The 4,572-nt window shown below is 68.2% G+C and carries 3 protein-coding genes and 1 pseudogene; 1 reads left to right on the top strand and 3 read right to left on the bottom strand.

Annotated features, from left to right (window positions below; all coding sequences use genetic code 11):
* Positions 1 to 261: 261 nt before the first annotated feature.
* Both ABZZ74_RS52665 and ABZZ74_RS52670 read right to left on the bottom strand, forming a co-directional pair.
* Positions 262 to 2,952, bottom strand: coding sequence for a M36 family metallopeptidase (locus ABZZ74_RS52665; RefSeq protein WP_356951238.1), 2,691 nt, complete (start codon positions 2,950 to 2,952; stop codon positions 262 to 264).
* Between the two features lie 586 nt (positions 2,953 to 3,538).
* Positions 3,539 to 3,874, bottom strand: coding sequence for a hypothetical protein (locus ABZZ74_RS52670; RefSeq protein WP_356951239.1), 336 nt, complete (start codon positions 3,872 to 3,874; stop codon positions 3,539 to 3,541).
* A 156-nt stretch (positions 3,875 to 4,030) separates the two neighbouring features.
* Between ABZZ74_RS52670 and ABZZ74_RS52675 the strand changes: the two genes are divergently transcribed.
* The gene (locus tag ABZZ74_RS52675; RefSeq protein WP_356951240.1) at positions 4,031 to 4,213 is read left to right on the top strand and encodes a hypothetical protein; all 183 of its coding nucleotides are present in this window, start codon (positions 4,031 to 4,033) and stop codon (positions 4,211 to 4,213) included.
* A gap of 251 nt (positions 4,214 to 4,464) precedes the next feature.
* On the opposite strand, the pseudogene ABZZ74_RS52680 reads toward ABZZ74_RS52675, so the two are convergent.
* Positions 4,465 to 4,572, bottom strand: a pseudogene (locus tag ABZZ74_RS52680) (SAM-dependent methyltransferase); the annotation flags it as partial.

Below are 4,572 nucleotides of genomic sequence, written 5' to 3' on the forward strand. Positions count from 1 at the left end.
GGCGGGATGTCAGGTCTGTGGAGCTGGCGTGAGACTGCTGGGCGTACCAACGTCCCTTGCCGTTAGTTCGGGGCAGCTGCTGTCTGAGAAGCAGAAAGCTCAACCCGCGAGGGAAGAATCTCCCTGCTTCAGCTGGGGGAGAAGTCAAGACACTCCCTCGTCCGATACCGCCGCTGGCTGGCGAGTGCTTCGGACGGCCCGAGGGTGGCATCCCGCACACAGCGGGATGCCACCCTCGGGGTCTTTGGCCCGGTGCTTTCCTCAGCTCTGGTGCGCTGTGCCGTGGACGACGAGTTCGGTTGCGTCCATGAAGTGGCAGCCCGCTGGGCTCGCGTCCTTCGTGCAGTCGACGCTGTTGTCGGCGGCCTGGTTGCCGATCATGGTCAGGCGGACGTACTGGATGTTCTGCCCGGTGCCAGCTTTGAGGGTCACGGCGTTTTGCCGGCCAGTGTCGGCGGGCTTAAAGTGGCCCACGGCGGCGGTGGCCCAGGTGGTGCCCTCGGGGGAGGTCTCGATCTGATAGTCGCCTAGGGACGCGGTGATGCCGTCGCCGCAGCCCGCCGTCGGGTCCACGAGGAACTCGCTGATGTCCACCGGCTTGGGCAGCTTGAGTGTGGTGTGGACCGGGTCGACCCCGGTGCCGTTGGTGCCGCCCTTGGCATCCGAGCCCCACACCGCAGACGTCGTGTCGATCAGGCCGCCCGGGCCGCAGCCGAGGTTGGTGTTGTCGCTGCCGGTGAAGTCGGTGACCTGGGCACCGCCGGACGAGGCCGCCCAGTCACGGCGCAGCTGCCAGTCGGCGCCGGCGGAACCGGGCTTGACGATGATGGTGCGGGCCTTGGCCTCATAGCCGTTGCCGCTGGCATACACCTTCCGGTACGTGCCCTCGGGGACATGGGGGATCGCGTAGGTGCCGTCCGTCTTGGTCACGGCGGAAAGGTCGGCGCCGGGGAAGCCGGTGTTGTGGCCGCTGACGCTGACAGTGACCCCGCTCACCGGGGCGCCGGTCGTGTCGTCGGTGACCTTGCCGGTGAGGGTGACCCGCGGGCTGGCCGGGCCGGGCGGCAGGGAGAAGTCCTCGGCGGGCTGGGTGTCGTCAGCAGAGAGAGCCGCGGCGAAGTACCCCATCCCCCGATGGGCGAACACCTTCCAGATCGTCCTTTGGGCCCGGCCGCCGTTGACCACGGCGTCGGCCTGCAGGATGGCGTTGCGCTCGTCGAGGAAGCTCGGGGCGGCGGGCGACAGCTCCATCGCCCGGGTCAGCAGAGACTCGCTGAGCCTGCTGCCGAGCGCGGCGCGCAGGTCCCAGAGTGTCTCGCTCCAGATCTCGCCGTCGGCGTGCGGCTCGGGACCACGGGAGGAGATCTTCCCGTAGTCGCCGTAGGTGTAGCCGCCGGGGCCCGCCTTTTTCGTGCCCGGGCACTTGGCCGATGTCGATCCCACGGGGCAGTCCAACGCCTGGCTACGCGAGGGCGCTTCGTCCGTCCAGTGAGGCGGGTCGAGGGCCACGTCGCCGTCGGTGCGCGGACCGTCCGTCAGCAGCTTCTGGTTGACCAGGAAGTCCAGCGCGTACCAGTCGCTCCAGGCCTCGCCCATGGCCCAGTCTTGCTGACCGGTCAGAGACGAGACACCGTCGGCGTCGACGACGAGCCGGTTGGACAGGCCGTGCGTGTACTCGTGGTAGACGGTGGCCGCGTCGTCGCCCCAGTTGGCCTGCAGCATGTTGGCGCCGAGGCCGGAGCCGCTCAGGTACATCTGCATGGTGGGTGCCTGGCCGTCGGGCGGGGTGCTCATGTTGGCGTTGTTCAGGTGGTTTTCGTCTGGCAGCCCGTTGTTGATCGCCGCGCCGTCGTCGGTCTGCGCCTGTACGGCGTCGCCGTCGCGTCCGTCGAAGTTGCCGGTCTTGCGGGTGAAGCCGATCGGGGTGGCTTCCAGGTGATCGTGGTAGGTGCCGAGGTAGTAGTAGACCTGCGCGGCGTTCTGCTCGCGGTTGGTCTTCCAGGAACCGGGCTTCTTCTGGTCCCAGGAGCAGGGCAGCGAACCGTCGCAGCCGTTGCCGGTGAAGGGCTTGAAGGGGAAGGCGAACGTCCCGCCCCCCGCCGGTGTGATCTCCTCTCCCTGGTCGACCTTGTTGTTGTCGTTGACGTCGCTGAAGGCGTGCGCGATCGGGCCGTTGAGGGTCCTGGCATTCTTGGGAAGCCAGCCCTTGGCGGTCAGGTCACCTGTGTGCTGCTTGCCGCCCGTCGGGGCACCCGGGTAACGGTCCCAGACCAGCACCTTGCCGCTGGACGCCGGGGCCGCCGCGGTGGACGGGGGGCGGCCGGCGGCGGTGGCCTGCGAAGAGGTCGCGGTCAGGTCGGAGGACAGGTTCTGCCGGTACAGGACCCGGCCGGTGACCGCGTCGACGACGTGCAGCCACATGCCGTGGCCGTCCGGTGAGGTTACCGTCTGCCAGGCTCGGCGGGCGGTGCCGTCGGGCGCCGGATAGACGACCTGCTGGGCGGTGCCGGTGCGCGGGTTGCCGTCGGCCCCGGCCCCCGCGATGTCACGGACGGCGGTGTCCCGGGCCTGCGGCCCGGTGACCCGCACCCGGGCCAGCGCCGACGGCAGCTTTGCCACCGGCGAGCCGAGCACGCTGATCAGCCGCCCGTCCCCGGAAACGTTCGCCTTGACACCGTTACCGAACACCGGCACACCGTTCACCGATTGAAGGAAGGACAGGTGACGTATGCCGGCGACATCGGTGTACTGCTTGCGCAGCGTCAGGTCGTGGACCTGGGCGCCGGTCAGGCCGAAGACGTCGGGATGGGCTCGTAGGTAATCCCCGACGATGTTCTCGGCGCTGTCGCCGCTGGGCGGCGTCAGGTACCCGTCCAGCTTTGCCACCTGGCGGGCGGTGCCGGTAGCCGGGTCCAGCTCGAGCACACCCTGGGTACCGAGCTGCTCACGCAACTTCCGTACCCCCAGGCGCTGTTCGGCCTTCGCTAGTGCGGCGTCCTTGCGTATCAGGGTCCGCTGAGAAGGCGGAGGCGGCGTCTGGACCGCCGGAGCGCCTGTATCAGCGGGGACCGCCGGATTGTCCGGAACCGCCTGCGCAGCCCCGAGTGAAGAAGTAGCGGCCAGCACGAGGCTGGCCGTCGCGGTTAATATGGACGCGCGTGTGCGCTTGGAAAAGGCTCTCGCCATCGTCAACGTCTCGCCAGAGGGGGGAGTCCAACGACTGCCTACAGCAGTCGACTTGTTCGCTCCGCAGCCTCCCAGGGCGCCCGATGGGCCGTGTAGAGGCATATGCCCCGCTCTCCACCGCGTGGACGTTCTGCAGAAGTACACCTCCCCTCCTACTGTGATGAAGTTCCCCCAAGGCCGGGTGGCAGGCAGGGCGGTTTCAAAGTCTGATCGTTGGTGCGTCTGCGCTGGTCAGCGGAGTCCGAGAAGAGCCAGGGGACGGGTGAACGGCTCCTAGTAGTTTGTCGCAGCTAATTTCTGGGGTAGAGGTGGCGGAGTTTGATGCGTGCGTCGTGGGTGGTGAACTGCCAGTTCACCTGACACTGGTCGGAGTTGGTGGAGTTCTGCCAGGTGGAGAGTTCGGTGTTGAGCGTGTCGAGGTCGCTGAGGTGGAGTCCTCGGCTCGCCAGGAGCCCAGGGTCTTGCCGGTGGGGAAGTTCGCCGAGTGGCGACGAAGACGCCGGGTAGCGGCGTCGCGGCCGGTGACCTCCTCGGATATCAGCAGCCGCAACACCTCGGCGGGGTCCCAGCGTTGGGCTCGGGCGGTGGCCAGGACGTCCGGGGCCGCTTTGCGCATGTAGGGCAGGCGCATGCGGCGCATGAGCTTGTCGAGCTCCTCGGGCAGGGCCGGGGCCTGGGGGAACGTCATGGTCGTTAATTCCTTCGTCGGTCAGGATTGGCGCCGATAGGCTCGACGGGTGATCGATATGCAGGTGCGCGGTGACAGCGGCGACGTCATAGCACGGGCCGAGGGCGGGGTGGAGTGGACTTCCGCTTTCGGTGATCTGAATCCGGGCTGTTCCCGATGCTCTGGGGCCTGATTCCCTATGGGGATGCGGTCTTCAACCATCGGCAGGTGTCGCTGCTGCTGGCGGAACTCGACCGGCTCCCGGCTGCCTGCGGCGGTGACTGGGTCGGCCAGGCTCGCGAGTTGTGCCAGGTCGTCGAGCAGGGGTCACACCGTTATCTGTGGTTTGTCGGCGACTGACCGCAGAGTCGTGCGTCAACTTCATTGAAGTCGTTGCCTACTGGCCCAGGGCTTGCCAGCCGATGGTTCCGTTCTGGACGGAGTGGGACTCGTCGGCGCGGACGACCTCGCCGGCGGGCTTGCTGTCGGCGATGTGTCCCAGGATCGAGAGCAGGTCGTCGTCGGCGAAGCGCCCGGCCGTGGCCGCCAGACCGAGGGCCTGGTCGACTTTGTCGTTGCCCAGGACGGTGGCCAGCTCAACCGCGCGGGCCAGGCCGCGTGGCCAGGGCCCGCAGCAGCCACTCCGCGCTTCCGCACCCGAGGTCGAGCACCCGCTCGTCGCCCCTGGGCAGCCCGCGGTCCAGCAGCCGCCGTACCGA

Source organism: Streptomyces sp. NPDC006476, assembly GCF_040612015.1.
Taxonomy (GTDB): Bacteria; Actinomycetota; Actinomycetes; order Streptomycetales; family Streptomycetaceae; genus Streptomyces; species Streptomyces griseorubiginosus_B.